16 protein-coding genes are annotated in these 20,233 nt (G+C 70.9%); 5 read left to right on the plus strand and 11 right to left on the minus strand.

Features of this window, described 5'->3' with window-relative positions:
- Positions 1-90 precede the first annotated feature (90 nt).
- The 3 genes from Apa02nite_RS20975 to Apa02nite_RS20985 form a co-directional block, all read right to left on the minus strand.
- Positions 91-1,335 carry an HDOD domain-containing protein gene (locus Apa02nite_RS20975; protein ID WP_203826475.1) on the minus strand — a complete coding sequence of 415 codons (1,245 nt, stop codon included), beginning with the start codon at positions 1,333-1,335 and terminating at the stop codon, positions 91-93.
- Positions 1,332-3,431: a two-component system sensor histidine kinase NtrB gene (locus Apa02nite_RS20980; RefSeq protein ID WP_203826476.1), complete on the minus strand. Its 2,100-nt coding sequence runs from the start codon at positions 3,429-3,431 to the stop codon at positions 1,332-1,334. The genes Apa02nite_RS20975 and Apa02nite_RS20980 overlap by 4 nt, the downstream gene beginning before the upstream one ends.
- 149 nt (positions 3,432-3,580) lie before the next feature.
- The gene (locus tag Apa02nite_RS20985) at positions 3,581-4,672 is read right to left on the minus strand and encodes a response regulator (protein ID WP_203826477.1); all 1,092 of its coding nucleotides are present in this window, start codon (positions 4,670-4,672) and stop codon (positions 3,581-3,583) included.
- Positions 4,673-4,773: 101 nt separating this feature from the next.
- Here Apa02nite_RS20985 and Apa02nite_RS20990 point away from each other — a divergent pair, with 101 nt between their 5' ends.
- The 3 genes from Apa02nite_RS20990 (at position 4,774) to Apa02nite_RS52610 (ending at position 8,886) form a co-directional block, all read left to right on the plus strand.
- Positions 4,774-5,913 (plus strand): FIST N-terminal domain-containing protein, encoded by a 1,140-nt coding sequence (locus tag Apa02nite_RS20990; RefSeq protein ID WP_203826478.1) that lies wholly within the window; start codon positions 4,774-4,776, stop codon positions 5,911-5,913.
- An 18-nt stretch (positions 5,914-5,931) separates the two neighbouring features.
- Complete coding sequence (locus Apa02nite_RS20995; RefSeq protein WP_203826479.1) at positions 5,932-8,112, plus strand: PAS domain-containing sensor histidine kinase; 2,181 nt, start codon at positions 5,932-5,934, stop codon at positions 8,110-8,112.
- 369 nt (positions 8,113-8,481) lie between these two features.
- Positions 8,482-8,886: a DUF4158 domain-containing protein gene (locus Apa02nite_RS52610; RefSeq protein ID WP_507762492.1), complete on the plus strand. Its 405-nt coding sequence runs from the start codon at positions 8,482-8,484 to the stop codon at positions 8,884-8,886.
- A gap of 167 nt (positions 8,887-9,053) precedes the next feature.
- Here Apa02nite_RS52610 and Apa02nite_RS21010 read toward each other — a convergent pair whose 3' ends face one another.
- From Apa02nite_RS21010 to Apa02nite_RS21030, 5 genes are all read right to left on the minus strand, one after another.
- Positions 9,054-11,582: a sensor histidine kinase gene (locus tag Apa02nite_RS21010; RefSeq protein ID WP_203826481.1), complete on the minus strand. Its 2,529-nt coding sequence runs from the start codon at positions 11,580-11,582 to the stop codon at positions 9,054-9,056.
- Between the two features lie 231 nt (positions 11,583-11,813).
- Complete coding sequence (locus Apa02nite_RS21015) at positions 11,814-11,981, minus strand: transposase (protein ID WP_203826482.1); 168 nt, start codon at positions 11,979-11,981, stop codon at positions 11,814-11,816.
- A 141-nt stretch (positions 11,982-12,122) separates the two neighbouring features.
- Positions 12,123-12,257 carry a DUF397 domain-containing protein gene (locus Apa02nite_RS21020; RefSeq protein ID WP_203826648.1) on the minus strand — a complete coding sequence of 45 codons (135 nt, stop codon included), beginning with the start codon at positions 12,255-12,257 and terminating at the stop codon, positions 12,123-12,125.
- A 33-nt stretch (positions 12,258-12,290) separates the two neighbouring features.
- On the minus strand, positions 12,291-14,636 hold the full coding sequence (locus Apa02nite_RS21025) for an FtsX-like permease family protein (RefSeq protein ID WP_203826483.1): 2,346 nt from the start codon (positions 14,634-14,636) through the stop codon (positions 12,291-12,293).
- Positions 14,633-15,313 (minus strand): ABC transporter ATP-binding protein, encoded by a 681-nt coding sequence (locus Apa02nite_RS21030; protein WP_067706287.1) that lies wholly within the window; start codon positions 15,311-15,313, stop codon positions 14,633-14,635. The genes Apa02nite_RS21025 and Apa02nite_RS21030 overlap by 4 nt, the downstream gene beginning before the upstream one ends.
- A 162-nt stretch (positions 15,314-15,475) precedes the next feature.
- Between Apa02nite_RS21030 and Apa02nite_RS21035 the strand changes: the two genes are divergently transcribed.
- The gene (locus Apa02nite_RS21035; protein ID WP_203826484.1) at positions 15,476-16,726 is read left to right on the plus strand and encodes a sensor histidine kinase; all 1,251 of its coding nucleotides are present in this window, start codon (positions 15,476-15,478) and stop codon (positions 16,724-16,726) included.
- Complete coding sequence (locus Apa02nite_RS21040; protein WP_203826485.1) at positions 16,723-17,397, plus strand: response regulator; 675 nt, start codon at positions 16,723-16,725, stop codon at positions 17,395-17,397. Before Apa02nite_RS21035 ends, Apa02nite_RS21040 begins: the two co-directional genes overlap by 4 nt.
- Positions 17,398-17,399: 2 nt before the next feature.
- Here Apa02nite_RS21040 and Apa02nite_RS21045 read toward each other — a convergent pair whose 3' ends face one another.
- From Apa02nite_RS21045 to Apa02nite_RS21055, 3 genes are all read right to left on the minus strand, one after another.
- A complete protein-coding gene (locus Apa02nite_RS21045; RefSeq protein WP_203826486.1) occupies positions 17,400-18,194 on the minus strand; it encodes a thioesterase family protein in 795 nt (264 codons plus the stop codon).
- Between the two features lie 66 nt (positions 18,195-18,260).
- Positions 18,261-19,688, minus strand: coding sequence for a nitronate monooxygenase (locus Apa02nite_RS21050; RefSeq protein WP_203826487.1), 1,428 nt, complete (start codon positions 19,686-19,688; stop codon positions 18,261-18,263).
- 87 nt (positions 19,689-19,775) lie between these two features.
- The gene (locus Apa02nite_RS21055; protein ID WP_203826488.1) at positions 19,776-20,192 is read right to left on the minus strand and encodes a MarR family winged helix-turn-helix transcriptional regulator; all 417 of its coding nucleotides are present in this window, start codon (positions 20,190-20,192) and stop codon (positions 19,776-19,778) included.
- Positions 20,193-20,233: the final 41 nt, after the last annotated feature.

Genomic DNA, 20,233 nt, shown 5'->3' on the forward strand with positions numbered 1-20,233 from the left:
CGAGTTGCCCACGTGGCAACGGCACTTCCAACGGCCGGGGTGATGGCGAGGGCGGGCCCCGGCGGTTCGCGAACAGCGGCTGGCCGCGCCTCACTGCCGGGGACCTAGCGAGGCCCGCCACTGCTGGAGGTGGTTGCGCTCGGCTGGGCCGAGCGTCGACTCGTCGAGCGGGCTGATCGGCCGGATCCCGCATACCGGGCCGAATTCCTGCTCCACCATCGTGTGTGCGAGCGCCACGGCCGCGTTCAGGTTCTCGGCCGTGGTGGGCGTCTCGGTCCGGGCATGTCCGGCGGCGGCTTCGACCACATCCGCAGGCAGTCCCCAGAGAGACAGCAGGCTGGCGCCGGCGTCGCTGTGCGACGTGCCGAGGCCGGCGGTCTCGAGTTCGCCGAGCGCAGGGGCGGCCTTCACCCCGGCCTCGGCGGTGTGCGCGCCGGCCTCGGCCGCCTCACCCGCCTGCCGCCACTCGCTCACTATTACCCCGAACTGGTCGGGGCGCGAGGTGGCGAGCACGAGCTGGCCGAGTTCGTGCAGCAGTCCGGCCGTGAAGGCGTGCTGGGCCCACTCCTTTCCGATGGACAGCCGGTGGGCGAGCTGGGCGCACTGCACCGAGTGCGTGTTGAGGGCGTCCATCCAGGCCGCCGGCAGGTGCACCCCTGCGGCGAAGACACTGACGATGTCGTGCAGCAGGACGAGCCCGCGTACGACGTTGGTGCCGAGCAGCGCCACGGCCTGGGTGATGTCGGCGAGCCGGCGGCCGGCCGTACAGCCCGAGGAGTTCGCGAGATTCAGGATCTTGGCGGCTATGGCCGGATCTCCCTCGATCACCTTGCCGATCGAGGAGGCGCTCGCCTTCTCATCCTCGAGCACGCTGAGCAGCTCGGCCAGCAGGGCAGGTGGGCTGGGCAGTGATGACACGCCGGAGACGTCGCTGATGATGCCGGGGCTGGTCGAGGTCGTCATCTGGGCACTCAGCACCAGTTCGATCGCTTCGATGATCTCGTCGGAGGTGGCCGGCTTGTTGAGGAACCGGTGTGCGAGCGTCATCACCCGCATGACGTTGTCGGCGCTGGTCTGGCCGCTCAGGATGATCCGGGCGGTGTCGGGCGACACCGTCCGCACCTTCTCCAGCAAAGCTGCTCCATCGATCTCGGGCATCCGGAAGTCGGAGACGACCACGTCACAATGCCGTTCGCCGAGCAGGGCCAGCGCCTCGGCGCCGCCGTTGGCGAACGACATCTCCCAGCGGTTCCGCTGGGTACGCAGCATCCGTCGCAGGCCGTCGAGCACGCGTGGTTCGTCGTCCACGAACAGGACGTGTGGCTTCTGTGTCACGCCGCTGCCTCCACAATGTTCTCGTCATGATGCGATGCGGCCGGGTCCTGCAGGGGCAGGCGCACGCGGAATGTCGTACCGGCGCCGGGCTCGCTGGTGAAGTCGACTTCGCCGCCGTGCCGGTCCACCACCAGCGTGCGTACGAGCGCGAGGCCCTGCCCGGTGCCGGCGCCGACGTCCTTGGTGGTGAAAAACGGGTCGAACAGCTTGTCCGCGATCTCCGCGGGCACGCCGGTGCCGGTGTCGGCCACCTCGATGACGGCGTGGTCGTGCTGGACCTGGGTGGTGATGTGGATCGTGCCGCGTCCCCGGTCCGCCGCCTCGATCGCATGGGCGGCGTTGATGATCAGGTTGAGCATGGTCTGGTTGATGTCGCCGACCTGGCACGGAACCATCGGCAGGTCGGCGAGATCAGTGGTGACGTCGGCTACGAACTTGATCTCGTTGGCCGCCACGATGATCGTGTTCTGGATCGCCTCGTTCAGGTTGGCACACTTCTTCTCATCGCTGCCGGGGTGCCCGAAGGCCTTCATGGCGCGGACGATGTGGGCCACCTGGGTGATGCCTTCGAGGCACTGCCGGATGGCGATCGGCGTCTCAGCCCACAGGTACTCGAAATCAGCTTCTTCAATCGCGGACTCGATCGCGGTGGCCGGCCCGCCGTGGCGCAGATTTTTCTCGTAGGCGTCGAGGACGGTGGCGAAGCCGCTGAACGCCTCCTCGATGAAGTGGACGTTGTCGCCGATGAACTGGATCGGCGTGTTGATCTCGTGGGCGATACCGGCGGCCAGGCGGCCCACCGACTGGAGTTTCTGCGCGTGCTGCAGCTCCATCTCCAGCCGCCGCCGCTCGGAGACGTCTCGGGCGTTGAAGACGATGCTGCGTGAGCCATCGTGCTCGGTGACGTACTCGACTACCGCCTCCGTCTCGGTCCAGGCCTGGTCCTCCCGGCCGCGAACCCGGCAGGTCTGCGCCACCGCCGAGCGTGCGGCCAGGGTGGTGGCCAGGTCGTCGGGATTCAGCAGTAGCCGCAGGTTGCTGCCGAGCAGTTCGGCCGCCGGCCGGTCGAGCAGTCTCTCGGCGGCCGGGTTGACGAACCGGATGACTCCCCGCTCGCTAGCCAGGATGAGCGCGTCCGGCGAGTGCTCCACCACGATCTTCAGCCGGGACCGGCTCAGCTGCTGGTCGAGCGTCATCGCGGCAGCGTCGGCCAGCGTCGTGAGCGCCGCCTCCAGGTCGTCCGGTGGGCGCCGGGTGAGCAGTAGCACGATCATGCCGAACACGTCGTCGTGCACGGCCAGCGGCGCGACGGCCACGGCAGCGACGGGCGGCAGCTCGAATACCCGCGCGAGGTGGGTGGCGGCCTCGCCGCTGACCAACGCGAACCCGCCGGGCACGAGGGCCGCGCGGACCTCGTCGCCCAGCTGGTCGACCGGCGCGACGCTGCCGACCACCTCGGGTCGTACCTCGCCGTCGGCACCGATGATGCGGGCGTTGCCCCCGGCCACGATGGCGATCAACGTGGCGCGGGTGTCGGGGTCCATGGTCAGCGCCGCCTTGACCGCCACGGCGGTGGCCTCCGTCCGGCTGTTCGTGGCCGCGAACTCCGCGCCCGCCTTGGCGACCGCCCGTTCCCGGATAGCTGCCCGGTCCCGGCCCTGGATGCCGCGCGCCAGGACATGGTTGACGATCAGCCCGAGGAGTGCCGCCACCAGCATGGAGAGCGCGTCGGAGGCCGGGATGTCCAGGAACGCCACGCCGGCCACCAGGATTCCGAGAATGGTGCCGCCGCCGATGAGGTGGTCGGTCAGCGATCCGTACAGGGCGCGGAAGTTGACCCACACGAACAGCAGGCCGAACGTGATCGAGTGCCCCGAATTCGTGGCGATGAGGCACACGCCGACACCCTCGACGAACCAGGTCCAGCGGGGAAAGCCGCCGCGGCGGTAGCCCACGATCAGGGGTACCAGCACCGCGGTGACCGCGCCGAGCGTCACGTACGGCCCGCCCTGCCGGTTCAGATCTGCCCACCCGAGTCCGACCAGCGTCCAGATCAGGCACAACGCCAGGAAGAGCGTACGGACCTGTCCGAGCATGCTGTCATGCTCGCGCGTACAGTGCGAAATGACCCGGCGTGCGTACCCTCCCATCGGTCCTCCTCGTCCTTCGCCCTGGCGCACGGCCGCCACCTGTTCCTATCGGCCCGTCAGCTGCCGGACTGATGCGGATCGCAGAGCCGGGATTGTCAGACCAGGACGGACACCGGTCCGACGATGCCGACGCCCGCGGCGAAGTGCCGCAGCCGAATCGCCATCGACTCGGTCAGCAGCTCCCCGTCCCGGACCAGGACGAGCCCGTTGGCCGTGAGGACGTCCTGGTTGACCACCATGCCCATCACGAACTCGGCCCCAGTGACCTTCCGGGGCTTGCGCGTCTTCGCCGTCGTGTAGGCCCGCACCAGGGAGTCGACCAGTTCGCTGGGGTAGTGGGCTAGCTCGGTGGCGACCGCGGACGGTGAGCCGCCCGCCTCGATCCCGACGACGAGCGCGACCGCGGCAGCGTAGGGCAACTGGTCGTGGTCGACCTGGCCGACCGGCTTCTCTCCGGGCGCGAGCGGCTGCGCGGCAACCCAGTCGGCGACCCGTTCGAGCCGGGGGATGCGCCTGATCAGCTCGTACGCCAGCTGGGGATGGCTGCGAAACAGCGTTGTGGCCTCGTGGTCCAGCGTCTCGCCGGCGCGCACCTGGCCGAGGAGCTCGCCGGGAATGGCGAGCAGGCCCACCTGCCCGAGCATCGCGGCGATCCGCGGCTCCCAGGCCCCGGCCGGGGCGACCGCGTCGACCAGCGCGCGCAGCTGCTCACTGCGGGCCGCGGCCAGCGGGCTCGCCGCCTTCATCAGGTCGGTCAGCAGCTCCACGGTGCCGTCGAGGGTTCGCTGCAGCAGTTCCCGCTCGGCCATGATCAGCCGGTGCTGATGCAGTGCGGCGTCCAGCGCCCGGGTCAGGTTGTCCGGTTCGCAGGGCTTGGTGAGGAAACGGAACAGGTTCCCGTCGTTGACCGCGGCGATGGTGGAGGTCAGGTCGGCCTGGCCGCTGAGGATGATCTGCACCGAGTCGGGGCTGACCTCGCGGGTCCGCGCGAGGAACTCCGCGCCGTTCATGACCGGCATCATCATGTCGGACACCACGACCGCGTACGGGCTGGGGGCGGTGGCGATCCGCGTGAGCCCGTCGGCGCCCGACGTGCTGAAATCGATCGCGTAGCGGCCGTGCAGCGAGCGGCGGAGTCCGTCCAGGAGCCGCTGTTCGTCGTCGACCATCAGAATGCGATCAGCCACGATCGCAGCATATGTCTCGTACGCCGGAAAAGATCGATAATCGCGCGGCTCAGCTTCAGCGCAGCCAGGTCGATCAGAAGAAGGTCAGACGGGAGAAATCCATGGTCACGACGACTCTGCCTCGAAGCGGGCAGCACATCGCCGCCGCATCCGCGGCGTCACACCTGTCGGACGGCGCCGCCGCGGTTGCCGAGATCGCCGCCGCACTCGGCTCCCGGGCCGATCTGTACACGGTCTTCGTCTCGACCGGCTACGACCTCGAGGTGGTCGGCACGGCGCTGAAGCAGCATTTCGGTGACCGGGTCATCGGGTGCACCAGCTCCGGAAACATCGGACCGAACGGTTACGACCGGACCGGCATCTGCGCCGCCGCGCTCGCCGGAGGCGGCCTGCGGGCCCGGACGATAACCGTCGGACCGCTCGACGATACCGCTACCGCCGTCGAGGAGGCCGGCTCGGCCCTGGCCGGGCTACGGGCGGAACTCGCCGAGGACGGCGAGGGATTCGCGGTGCTGCTCACCGACGGGCTGAGTCGCAACGAGGACCTGCTGGCCGCCAACCTGATGGCGACGCTGGGCGACGTACCGATCGTGGGCGGCTCGGCCGGTGACGATCTGACCTTTGCCTACACCGCCGTCTACCACGACGGGAAGTTCCTCGCCAATACCGCCACGGTCACGCTGGTCCGGGCGGACGCGCCGTTCCGGCTCCTACGGTTGCAGCATCACGACCCCACCGACACCATCCTGGTGGCAACCGAGGTGGATGCCGATCGGCGCATCATCCGCGAGTTCAACGGACGGCCCGCCGCCGTGGCGTACGCGGAGGCCGTCGGGGCCGACCTGGCCGACATCGGACCGACGACGTTCTCCACCCACCCGCTGCTGCTCAACGCGGGCGGATCGAGCTGGATCCGCAGTATCGCCACCGTCAACGAGGATCGGTCGCTGAGCATGTTCGCCCGGGTCGACACCGGCGACGTCCTGCGACTGGGCCACCCGGTGGGAATGCTGCAGAAGCTCGCCGAGCGGTTCGACGCGGTCAGCGCGGAACTCGGCTCGATCAGCGCCGTGCTCACCTTCGACTGCATCCTGCGCCGTCTGGAGTTCGAGGAGCGCGGACTGGCCGACGAGGTGGGCGCGTTCCTGGCCAAGCACCGGGCGATCGGCTTCAGCACGTACGGCGAGCAGTTCAACGGCATGCACATGAACCAAACCCTGGTGGCTGTGGCGTTCGGCTGACCGAACCGAGGAGACCCGATGACCGACACCGCGACGAGGCCGGGCACCGACGAGATCGCGGTGCTGCGCCAAACGATCAAGGAACAGCGGCGCACCATCGACGCGCTGGTCATCGCGGCCGAGCGGCGCACCACCGGGGAACCGGACAGCGCGGCCCTGGCCACCTGGCAGCGCAACATGACGCTGCAGCGCCGTCTGGTCGAACGCACCGAGCGCATCCGCAACGCGGAACAGCTGCTGCGGGCCGTGATCGATTCGATCGACGCCGGTCTGTGCATCCTGGACGGTGACTGCCGGATCGTCGACACCAACCAGGTGTGGGGCACGATGCTGGACCGCGCGCGCGGCGACCGCGCTGTGGGCAGCTTCCTCACCCTGGCCGAACGGGCGACAGCCGGGTTCGGCGCGCTGACCCGTGAAGCGGCCAGCCAGGTACGACAGATGCTGGAGAACCAGACGAGCCAGGTCACCACCACCCACCAGATCGAGACGGCCGAGGGCCCGCGCTGGTGGCGGATGCGGGTCGACCCCGTCCGCGGCCACGGCGACGCCCAAGCGGTGCTCACCCTCACCGACGAGACCAACGCCGTCCGTACGCAGGAGGAACTGCGTCAGGCCACCCGCGAGGCGTCCCGGCTGGCGCAGGTGGCCCGCCACATGGAGGACGGCGTCGTGATCGCCGACACCGAAGGCCGGATCGAGTGGGTCAACGACGCCTTCACCACGCTGAGCGGGTACACCCGGGCCGAGGCGATCGGCCGGCTGCGCGCCGACCTGCTCGGCATCGACGTCCTCCCGCCCGTCGACCTCACCACGCTGGCCGTCGGCGGGTCGATCGTGCTGACGGAGTTTGAGAGTCGCACCAAGGACGGGCGGCCCTGCTGGATGCGGGTGGCGGTGTACCGGGTCACGGACGACGAGGGGGTCGTCAGCCTGATGGCCGTCGAACGGGACATCACCAAGCGGTACAACGCCGAGCAAGCCCAGAAAGCGGCCAAGAACCGTGCCGAGACGCTCGCCGAGGAGCTATCGGTGGAGAAGGCGGTGTTGACCGGGGTCATCTCCTCGATTCCCCACCTCATCTACTGGAAGGATCCCGAGGGTCGCTACGTGGGTCACAACGCGGCGTTCCTGGCCACCCGTGGCCTGCCGGCCGACAGCGACCTCACCGGCCGCACCGAGGCCGAGATCGGTACGCGCGACGACCTCACGCCGCTGCTGGCCGAGCTGGAAGCCCTGGTGCTGAGCACCGGCGAGCCGATCGTCGACCACCACGCCACCGTGACCGACCCTGATCGGAACGTGCGGACCGTCCTGATGAGCGCACTGCCCCAGCCCGTCGGCGACGGCCGGATCGGCGTGATCGGCATCGGCGCCGACGTCACCCGGATCAGCGACCTGGAACGCCAGCTCAACCAGACCAACCGCCTCGAAGCGATCGGGCAGCTCGCGGCCGGTATCGCCCACGAGATCAACACCCCGATTCAGTTCGTCTCGGACAACACCCGGTTCGTCGAACAGTCCTTCACCCAGCTACTGAACGCCGTCACCCGGCTCCGCGACCCCATCGCCGACATCGACCCCGACATCGATCTCGACTTCCTCGTCGCCGAAGTGCCCACCGCACTGAACGAGTCGTTGGAAGGGCTCGCCCGGGTCGCCCAGATCGTCCGGGCGATGAAGGACTTCTCCCACCCCGGCCACGGTCGCAGCGACGTCAACCTCAACCGCGCGGTCGAGAGCACCTCCCAGGTCGCCCGCAACGAGTGGAAGTACCACGCCGAGCTGACCCTGGAGCTGGGTACGGACGTCGGCCTGGTGCCCTGCTACGAGGGCGAGCTCAAGCAGGTGATCCTCAACCTCATCGTCAACTCCGCGCATGCGGTCGAGGCGGCCGCACCGCAGCGGGGCGGCGGGCTCGGCCACATCACGGTCGGCACCACGCGGACCGCGGACGAGGTCCGCATCACCGTCGCCGACGACGGCATCGGCATGGACCTGGACACCCAGCAGCGGATCTTCGACCCCTTCTTCACCACCAAAGAGGTCGGCAAGGGCACCGGGCAGGGGCTGAGCATGGCGTACGCGACCATCGTGCAGAAACACGGCGGCACCATCCAGGTCAGATCCAGCCCTGGAGAGGGAGCCGAGTTCACCATCAGCCTCCCCGCCCACGTGGAAGAAAGTTCTGCGGAATAGCGGACTCCTGGTGGAGTTGCGCCGCCAGTACCAGCCCACATGGGTCCGAGTCACATCAAGGGTCCCGACGGCGCCGACCTTCGTGGAGACCACGATCGTCAACGTCTGGCGCCGGTGACCGGCGTAGGCGCACACGGTCTCTCCTTGCGGAACCTTCCCGCTGACCAGGCAGTGAGACGAAAGGCCGTCATTCCCTGCCCGGCACCCTGCGCTCGTCGGCCACCGCTCGGGACGGCGAACCCCGTCCTGCTCACCGGCGGGGTGCTCGCCACCTGGCACGGAGCCGGACGGTACCCATGACCACCGGGTCCACCGGGCAACAGCCGAAATATTCGTCGAGGCCGCCGATGACGTCGCCAGACAGCCGACCTGATTCGTTGGGTTGACGCCCAGGCATGGACGAGCGGGGACGGACCGAAGGCGCTGTTCGACGCTGCGGTCGGCTGGCTGCGCGAACGTAAGGTACTGCTGCCGGCGGTGAGTACCCTGGCCCGGCTGGTGGCGAAGTCCCTACGCCGGCACCCGTACCCGCCGCAAGCTCGCCACCCTCCTAGCCACGGTCCGCGCGTTGGAGGCGAAGTCTGTAGACGACGCCCTGGAGCCGTGCTCGAGCAGTTCTATCAGCGGCTCAAGCGCCACGACATTTTCGCCGGGGTCGCCGGACGCTGGGGCGACCCACGGGCCCGGCTGCTCGACGGTGACGCCTGGCAGCAGGCCAAGGTGCCCGCGCTGAACGCGCTGCAGCTGCCCGAGGAACCCCGCGAGCTCGGCTGAGCGTATTTACGTTCTGGTCGGGCAACCGGACACGGGGGCGTATCTCGCTCAGCTCCGCCCCGGGCCTCCTACGACGACACGAAGGTCTTCGCAGGAGGCCCGGGGTATGGGGTGGTGGCTTTCGGCCGGCTTCCGGATCTCGTCGCGCAGGCAGCGGCGGTTCCGCGTTATCGCCCGGTGTAGGCCGGCAGGGGTGCCGGTGCGGCGCTGTGGTGATCGGTGCTGGTCGCGGCGGGCAGGGTGATGTGGATGCGGGTGCCGCCGCCGGGGTTGTCGCCGGCGGTGATGGTGCCGTGGTGGCGGTCGACGATGCGGTGGCAGATGGCCAGGCCGAGGCCGGTGCCGGGCCGGTCGCCGTGGTTGCCGGCGCGGCGGAACGAGGTGAACACGTGCGGCTTCTCCGGGTCGGGGATGCCGATGCCGCGGTCGGCGATCACGATCCGGTGCTCGGTGTCGCCGGGCCGGTGGTGGGCGGAGATGTCGATGCGGGCGGGCTGGCAGGGCAGCGTGTATTTGAGGGCGTTGCCGATCAGGTTGTCCAGCAGTTGCCGGATCATGGCAGGGTCGGCGTACACCGTCGGCAGCGGGCCGGTGTAGATGTCAGGGAACAGCACCGGCAGTCCGTCGCGAGTGGTGCGGCGCAGGTGAGCGGTCCGTTCGGCGATCACCTGGGCGACCACGTCACCCAGGTCGACCGGCCGCAGGTCCAGGGCGGCGTCGCGAGCGGTCGCGTAGGCGAGCAGGTCGTCGATCAGCCGGCGCATCCGGTCCACCCCGCCGGTGATGCGGCCCAGCATGCCGCGCACCGTCGGGTCGGCGTCGAGCAGTTCGTCTTCGAGGATCTCGGCGTAGCCGGCCACCGCCGCCAGGGGTGCTTTCAAGTCGTGTGCGGCGACGCCGGCGAAGGCCTGCAGGTCGGCCTCACGTTCGCGCAGAGCGGTGACGTTGTAAGAGGCCGCGACCGCTCCGATCAGGTTCCCGGCAGGGTCGGTGAGCGGCCGTGCGTGCAGCAGCAGCGCCTTGCTGCTGCCGTCGGGCAACACGACGCTGACTTCCATGCCGTCAACGTGTTCACCGCGCAGCGCCCGGGCCAGCGGGGTGTCGTCCTCGGCGACCAGGTTGCCACCGGGGTGGGTCAGGCCCACCGTGCGGGTGGCGGTGGCGAGGGTGTTCGCGTCGGGGCCGTCGGGCATGGCCCGGCGGGCGGTGCGGTTGGCGTGCACGATGGCACCGCTGGTGTCGCAGGTGATCACGGTGACGTCGATGGCGTCGAGGACCTGGGTCAGGTATGCCTGCTGCGCCTGCAACGCCTCGTGCGCGGCGCGCAGTTCGTCGCTGTGGCGCCGTTCGGCGGTGACGTCGTGCATCAGCATCACGGCGCGCACGGCGCCCTGGTCGTCGGCCAAGCGGGTGCCCGTCACCGTCACGATCCGGCCCTCGGGCACGTCCGGATTGCGGATCAGCATCTCGTGCTGGGTGTGTTCCTCACCGGCGATGATCCGGGCGTAGGCGGTCTCGTGGGCGGCCATCGGGCGGCCGTCGAGGTGGAACAGCCCGTAATAGCTGCTGTCAGCGAGCTGATCACCGGGGCTGGTGCGGTGCCCGCCGAGCAGCCGGACGGTGGCATCGTTGCGTAGCAGCACCTGTCCGTCGGCGTCGATCACGGTGAGTCCGTCGGCCATCGAGTCGATGATCGCGCGTTTGAGGGCGGAGCGCTGTACGGCGTCTTCCTTCTCCACGGCGAGCTGAGCCATCAGCGTCTGGCGTTCGTCGCGCCCCAGCGCGAGAGCCAGGCCGATCACGGCGACCATGCCGACGAACACCTGCGCGACCAGAGCGCGGCTCGCGTGGTCGCCGATGGCGGCGAACGATCCGGATCCGTGCAGGGTGAACAGCACCGCGACCGTGCCGACGATCAGGTCCTGCACCACGACGAAGGTCGTCGGCATCCGCAGCCCCGCCCACACCGTGATCGCGATCAACGTGAACGCTACCGGCAGGCCCTGCACGACGGCGAACGCGAACCAGTACGCCACCGCCGCGCCCGCGATCAGCGCCGCGTATTCGGCCCTGCGCCACCATACGGTCGTCCGCGACACCTGCCGGGCCCAACGCCACGCGCTGCGCCACCCCCCTTCGGCGCAGTGGGTACGCCAGGCGTAGCCGACGCGCAGGCCGACCGCGCCGATCAGCAGCACGCTGGCGGTGTTTCGGGCCAGCCACACCGCGCCCGAGGACCACGAGAAGTGCCCGTTGATCATCCACATGCCGGTGGTGCCGATCGTCGCGCCGAGCCCGGTGCTTGTCGCGGCCGCTCCCAGCAACACCCACAGGTCCCGCAGCCGGGCCAGTTCCTGGCGGCCTCCGGCCTTCCACAGCGCGGGCTGCCAGCAGCGGAACAACCACAGGAACAGGCCGATCTGGGCGAGGTTGGCCGCCACGAACACGACCACCAGCCGGCCACCGGCGCCCGTGGCCAGGTTGACCGCCGCCGTGATCGTGACCAGGGCGGCGACATCAACCCACAACGTCCGGGCGTGGCGCTGCGCGCAGAACCACAGCACCAGAACCCCGGCCGCAGGCCACACCATGCTCAGGTTCGTGCCGTCCATCACGGTCAGCCGCCCGGCAAAGGTGGCCAGCACATACACCACAGCGAACGTGCCCGTACGGACCAACGACTGGCGGACCATCATCTAGCAACCTCTCCGATCACATCCAGACCCCGCGAGCTGCCCTTCAACGGAGCCCATCGGCACCGGCGTCACCGGCGCTGACCCGTCAGCGGACCCGAACCCAAGAAGCAACCCAGTCGCGCCAACGTCGACGGGACGTGACGTCCCGTCAAGAAAGGCACGCCTGCCCCGGTGTGAGCCGGATGACCAGGCTGCGGCCACGTCCGTCAGCAAGCAGATGCAGTTTGGTGGTCAGTAGCGGTCGGGAACCTGGTCCCACTTCGCGCCGTTCTCCATCCGCCAGAGGATCCCGTTGATCACCTGGCGGTGATCCCGCCACCGGCCGCCACGCTGCGGAGCCATGCTCGGCAGCAACGGCGCCAACCGCACCCACTCCTGATCCGTCAGATCACCCGCCACAACACGTCAACGGCCGATCTTCATGTTCCGTGATGATCCGTCAGGTGCGTTCTGGTACGTGCCGTGCTCTTCTGGGACGGATGGCGATCGAGGCGGCCGGACCTCGGCCTCGTTGAATACGGGGCCGAGGTCGCCGGGGGGCTACTTGTCGAACTCGCCGTCGCGGGCGCCGCCGAGGGAGGCTTGCCACTCGGCGGCGCTGTAGGCGATCACTTCGGCGTTGGGGCGTTGGCTGTGTCGGACCGCGACGTAGCCAGGGGTGTCGGGTAGCTGGATGGTGTCCGAAAGCCCCGCGCTCGGGGACCGGGGCTACTCGGTGCGTAGGGCGGTGGCTGTTCGGGTTCGGGCGGCCCAGCCGGCCGGCAGCAGCGCGCCGAGCAGGGCCACGGCCGGGCCGCCCAGGGCCAGGGCGGCCAGCAGGGCCGGGCCGTAGACGTCGAGCAGGGACGCCGGTAGGTGCAGGCCGCCGCTGGCCGCCATCGACGGGACCACCAGGCGTTGCATCGCGATTCCCAGGGGCACGCCCAGCAGGCCGCCGGTCAGGCCGACGCCGGCTACCGAGGCGATGACCATGGCGATGGTCTGTTTCGGGGTCATGCCGAGGGCTTTGTGGATGCCGAGGTCGTGTACCCGGTCGCGGAGGTCCAGGACGAGCATGTTGAGGACGCCGAGCGCGGCTACCGCGAGCAGCAGCAGTGTCAGGGTGGCGGTCAGTCCCTGTATGAGCAGGAGCAGCGGGTCGACGTCGGCGCCGGTGGGCTGGGCGGTCAGGGACTGTGCGGTGAGTGCGGCGGTCAGCTTCTCGGCGTAGGCGCCGGCGTCGGTGCCGTCGGTCAGCGCGATCGGGAACTCGGCCGGCTGCAGGCCGGGGACCGTGGCGGTGCTGGTGAACACGCTGGGACTGGACTCGAAGACTTCGCCGACGATGTGCAGGCTGGTTGTCGTACCGTCGTCGGATCTGACCGTGAGGGAATCGCCGACCTGGATGCCGACCGCCTTCAGCAACGGTGCGCTCGCCACGGTCTCGCCGGGCGCGGCGAACCAGCGGCCGGAGACCATCTCGAAGCCGGCCCAGGACGCGTCCCCGCTGAACGCCGAGAGCCGGACCGGATCCGCGATGCCGACGACCGTGACCGGCTCCTCGACGACACCGTAGGCAGCCCGGGTCCCGTCCTGCGCCGCGATAGCCGCGAGCACAGCCGCGCCATCAAGAGCCGAAGCAGAGCCGGACGGAGCAGAGCCGCCCGGAGGAAGGCCGCCAGGAGCCGCGCCGCCGGGACCAGGGCCGCCGAACGAGCCTGACACCGTCACATCGGCGGTGTTCTGATCCAAAGCGGTCTGGATCCGCACCAACGACGCACCCAACCCACTAGCGAACGTCACCGCCGCCGCCCCCGCCGCCACCGCGAGCAGGGTCGCGCTCGTGCGCACCGGGCGGGCGAACGGACGGGCCAGCCCGAGCCCGATCGGCCGCGGCACCGGCAGCCGTGCCGCCAGCCGGGACGCCCACCGCCCCCGGACCGGACCGGACGCGCGGCCGACCGCGATCGCGTCCACGGTGCGCAGCCGCCCGGCCCGTAGCGCCGCCGCCCACCCGGTCGCCGCCACCACGGCGAGCACCCCACCCGCCGCCAAAACCGTCACCCACCAGGCGATCGCGGTGTTCGCCGAGCCGTAGATCTCCTCGGTCTCGGCCAGCACCGGCAGCGCGATCAGGTTGCCGGCCACCGCCCCGGCGAGGGCGCCGATCGAAGCCGGGATCAGCGCCTGCGTGACGTAGGCCCGGACGATCCCGCCCGGTGTGCAGCCGAGCGCCTTGAGGATGCCGATCCGGCGGGTCGCGGCGCCGACCGTCCCGGCGATCACGGTGCCCACCACCAGGACCGCCATCACGATGCCGAGCAGCGCGAACGCGACGAGGAACGGCACGAACACGGCCGCGTCCTCGACGGCGTCCTGCCGGATGTCGAGCCAGGAGCGGGCGCTGACCACCGCGCCGGAGGGAAGTGTCGCGGCGACAGCGTCGCGGCCCGCGGAAACCTGGGCCGGATCGGTCAAGCGGTAGAGCATCTGCAGCCCGTGCGTGACACCCGGTGCGTCGAGCGCGGCGACCGCGGACGGCGCCACCCACCCACCGGCCGTGCCGCTCACCGAACGGGCCGTGCCGACCACCGTCAGTTCCGTGCCACCGGCCGTGGTGACCGTGGCGCCGAGCGGCAGCCGGACCATCCCGCCGCCCATCACCAACTCGCCCGGCCCGGTCGCCCAGCGGCCGCCGATCAGTTCGACCCGGTCGACGGCGCCGCCCGGATCGGCCCGGGCCACCAGGGTCAGCGGCGGTATCCGCATGCCCTGCGGGCCGACGGCCATCGGCACCACCAGCAGCGGATAGGGTCCGGCCGCGGCGGACACGCCGGAGGCCGACGCCGACGCGGTGAGCTGCGCGGCGGTCACGTGCGCCGGGTCGGCCTGCACGGTCAGGTGCGGGCCGCGCTGCGCGGCGAACGCGTCGTCGAACGGCGCCTCGGACGCCACCAGCAGCCCGGCGCCGAGCACCGACGCGGTCACCGCGGCCGCCGCGACCAGCGCGATCACCACGGTCTGCACCCGGCGCCGCCGCACCCCGGACCGGATCACCCGGTTCAGCCCGTTCATGCCGGCACCCCGGCCTCGACGCGGCCGTCCCGCACGCTGATCGTCCGGGTCGCGCACGCCTCGGCCAGCCGCAGGTCGTGGGTGACCAGCACGATCGTCTGTCCGCCGGCGTGCAGGTCGTTGAGCAGGTAGCGGACGTCCTCGCCGGACGCGGTGTCCAGCGCGCCGGTCGGTTCGTCGGCGAGCAGCAACGCCGGCCGGTTGACCAGGGCGCGGGCCACCGCGACGCGTTGCCGTTCACCGCCGGAGAGCCGGCCCGGGTAGGCGCCGGCGTGCCGGGCGATGCCGAGCGTGTCCAGCAGCCGGGCCGCGTGCTCTCGCGACGCCTTGTCCCGGGCGCCGGCGAGCTGAGCCGGCAGCAGCACGTTCTCCAGCACGGTCAGATCATCGAGCAGGTTGAAGAACTGAAAGATCAAGCCCACATGGGTACGACGGAAGCGTGCCGACGCCGCCTCGCCGAGCGTATCCACCCGGGTGCCGGCCACCGTGACCGTTCCGGAGTCCGGCCGGTCCAGCCCGGCGATCAGGTTGAGCAGTGTCGACTTGCCACTGCCGGACGGGCCGAGCACGGCCACGCACTCGCCCGGTGCCACGGACAGTGACACGTCGTCCAGGGCGGGCGGCCCCTCGTCGTAGCGGCGGGAAACTCCACGCAGGTCGATCACGGAATCGGTCATGGCCGGGACGCTATGGCCGTTCCCGGGTGGGGCGCGTCGGCCGGGCGGGGCATTGGTCGTACCGTGAGAAGTGGAACCTGAAACGACGTCATCCTTGCGATGTACGCGGTCTGCACACCGCGGCCGATGCCGGTTCTCGCCGCCGGAGGCCAGAATGTGGCGATGGGGAACTTCCGGCCGGTGGGGCCGCTGCCGCGACCGGGGTGGCGGGCGCTGTTGCTCGACGGCGCGCTCGCGCTGGTGCTCGGGTTCGTCTGTTTCCAGAGCGCGACCGACGACGCCGGGCTGCCGCATCCGCCACCGCCACTTCCGGGCAGGCCGCTGCCGGTTCCGGTGCCCGACCTCGTGCCGGTGCAGACGGGTTCGACGCTCGGGGCGTTGCTGCTGGTCTTCGTGATGTGTGCGCCGCTGGTGCTGCGTCGCCGGTATCCGCTCGCGGTGCTCTGGGCGACGATGGCCGCCGCGTCGCTGGTGCTGGTCACGAGCGGGGCCGCGCAGCCGAACCTGTATCCGTGCGTGGTGCTGGCCTGCCTGGTCGCGGTGTACAGCGCGTTCGCGCACAGCCCCTACCGCGTGCCGGTCCTGGCCACGGTGCCGGTGGCCGCCCTGCTGATCACCGGGCTGCGGGAGTGGATGCTGATCTCGGTGCCCGGGGTGTACCTGCCGTTCGTGCTGCTGTCGCCGCTGGTCGCGGCGGCCGGCGGCTACCACGTGTGGCGGCGGCGGTTCGGCGAGGACCGGCAGCGGCTCGACTTCGAGGCCCGCGCCCAGCAGCAGGCGCTGCACGACGCGGTCGCCGCCGAACGGGCCCGGATCGCCCGGGAGCTGCACGACGTGGTCACCCACCACGTGAGCGTCATGGTGATCCAGGCCGGGGCGGCGCGGTCGGTGCTCGCGTCCGAACCTGATCAGGCGCGCGAGGCGCTGCTCAGCGTCGAGTCGACCGGGCGGTCCGCGCTGACCGAGCTGCGTCACGTGATGGGCCTGCTGTCCGAACCGGAACCGGACAGCCCGGAGGCACCGCAGCCGGGCCTGGACGGCCTGCCCGAGTTGGTCGGCCGGATGCACGACGCCGGGGTGCCGGTGCGGCTGACCGTGGCCGGCGAGCACCGGCCGGTCACCTCCGGGATCGGGCTGACCGCGTACCGCGTGGTGCAGGAGGCGCTGACCAACATGGTGCGGCACGCGCCCGGGGCGGCCGCCACGGTGATCGTCGAGTACGGCGCGGAGACGCTGCGGATCGAGATCCGGAACACCGAGGCCGGTGAGCCGCCGGCCAGCGCACCGACCGGTGGGCGCGGGCTGATCGGGTTGCGGGAGCGGCTGGCCGTCTACGGTGGAACCCTGCACGCCGGGGCACGTCCCGGCGCCGGCTACCGGGTCGAGGCCCGGATCCCCCTGGAGGCGGCGTGACGGTACGGGTGGTGGTCGCCGACGATCAGGCGCTGGTCCGCACCGGGTTCCGGATGATCCTCACCGCCGGGGGAGTGGACGTGGTGGCCGAGGCCGCGAACGGCGCCGAGGCGGTCGACGCGGTCCGCCGGACCCGCCCCGACGTCGTGCTGATGGACGTACGCATGCCGGAACTTGACGGTCTTGAGGCCACCCGCCGCATCCTGACCGGCGGACCTGGCGCCCCGCGGATCATCATCCTGACCACTTTTGATCTCGACAGGTACGTCTACGCCGCGCTCGCCGCCGGCGCCAGCGGCTTCCTGCTCAAGGACGTCACCCCGGAGCATCTGGTGGCCGCGGTCGGCATCGTGCGCGACGGCGACGCGCTGCTCGCCCCGTCGATCACCCGCCGGCTGGTGCAGCGGTTCGCCAACCGGGACCCGGAGACCGCGTCGATGCACCGGGACCTGGCGGCGCTGACCCCGCGGGAGCTGGAAGTGTTGCGGCTGCTGGCCCGGGGGCTGAGCAACGCGGAACTGGCCGCGACGCTGCAGCTCGCCGAGGCGACGGTGAAGACGCACGTGGCCCGGATCCTGGGCAAGCTCGGGCTGCGGGATCGGGTGCAGGCGGTGGTGGTCGCGTATGAGACTGGTCTGGTCAGCCCGGGGTCCCCATCGTCTCCGGAATAGTTCTAGCCGCGCGGTGCCACCAGCAAGGGCTGGGCGATCCGGCACAGCAGACCCTTGTCGTCCGAAATTGATCCCTGCGCGATGCCGGTGCCGTCCGGGCCGATCGTGCTGGCGGCCTCGAGGAACAGCCACTCGGCGTCCGGCTCGCGCTGCACGGTGACGGTCAGCGTCGGCGGGATGAACAGCCACTCGCTCATCGGCATCTCGCCGGACAGCCCGTTGGCGGAGTCCGCGATGAGCATCAGCCGCTGGGTGCCACTGGTCGGCTCGCCCTCGACCAGCGGGATCTTCGCCCGGGCCCAGACCTTGGCCGGGCCGAGCGTGTCGAAGTCACCCGTCGTGAACCGCCAGTCGATCGCGTGCCCGTATCCCCAGTCCTCGTCGACGCCGTCGAAGAACCTGGCCGGAGCCGGTGCCGGCACCGGCGGCGGGAGCACGACCGGCGTCGCCACGTGCGCGGTGGCGCCGGGCTGGCGGCGGATGCGCCAGGCGCTCGCCCGGACCGCGAGCTTGTCGTTGGCCCAGAGCTCGGCCTCGACCAGTTCGACGCGCTTGCCGGGACGCACGATCCGAGCCTCGGTGCGGATCCGGCCCTGCGGGATGCCGCCGAGGAAGTCCACGGTCATCCGGGCGATCGGCATGGACTCGGCCGGCTCGCAGTGTTCGATGGCGCGGGCCAGCAGCGCGGCCGGTGGTCCCCCGTGCTGCAGCGCGGAGTCCCAGGGGCTGGCGGTCGCCGGGGTCGAGGTGAACTCGGTGTCGCTCACCGGCAGGTAGAACGCGGAATGCTCGGACACGGAACTCCGATCGTGGTCGTCGGTCCCGGACAGCCTGACATGCCGGTGCGGCGAGCCGGGTGCCGGTCACGTCGACGGGTTCGCCAGCAGGTAGGCGATGACGTCGGCGGCGGTGTAGTCGTCGCCGTGGCGAGCGGTCAGCTCGGCCAGGAAGCCGACGTCCTGCCCGAGCGTCACCAGCGGGGGCTCGGCCGCACCGCCGGATCGCTGCTGGCCCAGGCCGATCGTGGCGACCAGACCGTTGCAGAGGCATCTGCTGCCCGCGGTCTCCTCGAGGTTTCCCCCTTTGCGTACGTACTCGTCGACCGGCTCGGCCGGGCACCGGTAGCCCACGGCGCCGTCCGGACGGCGGAACGGGGTGCGCAGGTAGCTCAGGTCGCACCGGCGTTCCCGCCCGGCGTACACGTCGTCGGCGGCCACCGTGCCGGGCAGCGCGGCCAGTTTGAACGGGAACCCGGTCGGCGACGCCCGTACGTCGTTGTGGATCGTCAGGTCTCCCCGGGCGGCCTCGCGCCGCAGCCGGGACCGCAACCCGTCCTCGATCCCGGATTCCCGGCACAGCGCGAAGGCCGTGCCCACCTGGACCCCGGCGGCGCCCACGGCCCTCGCCTCGGCCAGGTGCCCGGGCCCGGTCTGCCCGCCGGCCAGCCAGAACGGCAGGCCGAGCGCGGCCACCTTCGGCACGTCGACCCGGTCGCGCGGCCCGTAGACCGGCTCGCCGCAGGCGTCGAGGACCAGCTTGCCGCGCGGCCGGGCGCTGTGCCCGCCGGCCACCGGGGTCTCCAGCACGAACCCGTCCGGCCGGGTCACCTCATCGCGGGCCAGGTAGCCGGCCAGCGTCGCGGACGCCACGACGGCCAACAGCCGGGGGCGGCGCAACCGGCCGGGCACCTCACCGATCAGCTCGCGGGGATGCAGCGCCACGTGGTGGTCCTCGCCGGGCAGCGCGCCCTGCACGGTCACCGGCAGCCGCACCGGCTCGTGCCCGGCCAACGCGTCGAGCAGCCGTGGGATCTCGGTGGGCAGCCCGGCACCCATCAGCACGTAGTCGACGCCGGCCAGCATGGCACCGTAGACCGCCGGGGCGGTGGCCAGCTGGATCTTCTCGAGGTAGTTCACCCCGATCAGGCCCTCGTGGCCCTGTTTCGCCAGGAACACTTCCACGAAGTTGGCCACCACGATCAACTGCTGAGCGATCGTACGAGGAAGTAGCCCCAGCCTGGGCACCGGCCGGAACGGCTGGTCACCGGGCAGCCCGCCGGGGACGAAGTAGCGCGCCAGCACCGACCGCGCCACGGCCGGCGCCGGGAACCGGTCGAGGGCCCGGCGCAGGTGCCCACCCGGATCGCCCTGCTGCAGCCGGCGCGCGAGCACCACGTCGAGCGCCACACCGGACACCACGCCGAGCTGGCCGGTCCGCGCCACCGCCCGGGCCAGCTGCCAGCTGGAGACGCCGACACCCATCCCGCCCTGAATGATCTCCGGAGTGTCCACCGTGTCCGTCCTTCCCGGCGTCCGCCCGGACCCCTCACGGATCGTGGGGGACCTGGGACCGGCCGGGCCAGGGACAGAAGTCCCGGCTCACCGGCCGTCGGTCACCAGGCGGGCCAGCAGCTCGCCGAGCGTCTGCAGCTCCTCGGCGTCGAGCGGGGCGAACGACTCGATCAGCACGCCCTCGAGGATTTCGCCGGCCTCGACCCGCAGCGCCTCACCCTTGGCGGTCAGCCGGTGCCGGATGGCGCGCCCCGGGCCGGGCCGTCGCTCGATCAGCCCTCGGTCGATCATCCGGGTGGCCAGGGTGCCGAACGACTGATCCGTCTGGAACGTGAGCTGCGCCAGGTCGTGCAGCGACGCCTCCGGGTTCTCGTGGAGGTGGCGCAGCGCGTCCCACTGGACCAGCGAGATGCCCAGCGGGGCGAGGCGCTCGTTGGCGGTGCGGTGGTGGCGATGCTGCAGGCGTTTGACGGACAGGCCGATCTCACGGACGTCTCTGGGCACGTCACGACATTACCAGGTTGCTTATATCAACATGCTGACCT

This window comes from Actinoplanes palleronii, assembly GCF_016862315.1.
GTDB lineage: Bacteria > Actinomycetota > Actinomycetes > Mycobacteriales > Micromonosporaceae > Actinoplanes > Actinoplanes palleronii.

What these genes read in the sequence shown, in the direction of transcription:
- Apa02nite_RS20980 (WP_203826476.1), bottom strand. Translation starts at nt 3,431, where the DNA reads ATGCTCGGACAGGTCCGTACGCTCTTCCTGGCGTTGTGCCTGATCTGG.
- Apa02nite_RS20990 (WP_203826478.1), top strand. Translation starts at nt 4,774, where the DNA reads ATGGTCACGACGACTCTGCCTCGAAGCGGGCAGCACATCGCCGCCGCA.
- Apa02nite_RS20995 (WP_203826479.1), top strand. Translation starts at nt 5,932, where the DNA reads ATGACCGACACCGCGACGAGGCCGGGCACCGACGAGATCGCGGTGCTG.
- Apa02nite_RS21010 (WP_203826481.1), bottom strand. Translation starts at nt 11,582, where the DNA reads ATGATGGTCCGCCAGTCGTTGGTCCGTACGGGCACGTTCGCTGTGGTG.
- Apa02nite_RS21025 (WP_203826483.1), bottom strand. Translation starts at nt 14,636, where the DNA reads ATGAACGGGCTGAACCGGGTGATCCGGTCCGGGGTGCGGCGGCGCCGG.
- Apa02nite_RS21030 (WP_067706287.1), bottom strand. Translation starts at nt 15,313, where the DNA reads ATGACCGATTCCGTGATCGACCTGCGTGGAGTTTCCCGCCGCTACGAC.
- Apa02nite_RS21035 (WP_203826484.1), top strand. Translation starts at nt 15,476, where the DNA reads ATGGGGAACTTCCGGCCGGTGGGGCCGCTGCCGCGACCGGGGTGGCGG.